The 727-nt window shown below is 74.3% G+C and carries 1 protein-coding gene and 1 tRNA gene; both read left to right on the top strand.

The annotated features are described in order from the left end of the window. Nucleotides 1-180 precede the first annotated feature (180 nt). A complete protein-coding gene (locus tag GTR00_RS22120; protein WP_166613623.1) occupies nucleotides 181-366 on the top strand; it encodes a hypothetical protein in 186 nt (61 codons plus the stop codon). A 91-nt stretch (nucleotides 367-457) separates the two neighbouring features. After that, nucleotides 458-530: transfer RNA gene (locus GTR00_RS22125), tRNA-Lys, on the top strand. Nucleotides 531-727: the final 197 nt, after the last annotated feature.

Genomic DNA, 727 nt, shown 5'->3' on the forward strand with positions numbered 1-727 from the left:
GCAGCGCACCGCACGCGGCGTCACCCTCCGGCGCCGGGAGGTGACGCCGGAGGGTGACGCCGCGTGCGGTGCGCTGCTCCGGACGTGTCCTCCGCGGGGGCTCGGCTCAAGGGCCGACGGGGCGGCGACGACGAGGTAGGGGTCACCGCCCACCCGGGCCCGTCAACACGTGGAGGACGCATGGCGCACGAGGACGCGACGAGCGGGGGCACCGGCTCCCCCGGCGCCCGCCCCGTCATGGAGATGCTCTCCGAGCACATCCCGCTGTCGCTGATCATGGACATGGTCTCCCCGGAGGGGCCGCACTCGGAGGAGCTGCTCGTCAGCGAGGGGCTGCCCGACCAGGAGTGGTGGAAGCGGTCCTGACCCGCGTCCCGGGTGCCGGGGCGCACCGCCGGTTGCCCCGGCACCCGGATTTCGCGACTGCGGCAGGCTCCTGCTAAAGTTCCATCTCGTTGCGCCGTTAGCTCAATTGGCAGAGCAGCTGACTCTTAATCAGCGGGTTCGGGGTTCGAGTCCCTGACGGCGCACTCCACGGAGAGGGCCGCGACAGCACAGCTGTCGCGGCCCTCTCCACGTGCGGGGAACTCCCGTCGGCGGCGGCGCCGCAGCGGTGCGGCCCGCAACACCACCCGCGGGACGCGGAGCGCGGCGGGGTCGCCGCGTCCGGGCGAACCGGGGTGCAGCGGGCCGCGCGAACTCCCCCGCCGCGCGAACTCCCCCGCCC

Origin of the sequence: Kineococcus indalonis (assembly GCF_009906395.1) — a bacterium.
GTDB classification, from domain to species: domain Bacteria; phylum Actinomycetota; class Actinomycetes; order Actinomycetales; family Kineococcaceae; genus Kineococcus; species Kineococcus indalonis.

Coding starts and splice junctions, on each gene's coding strand:
- GTR00_RS22120 (WP_166613623.1), top strand. CDS start 181: ATGGCGCACGAGGACGCGACGAGCGGGGGCACCGGCTCCCCCGGCGCC.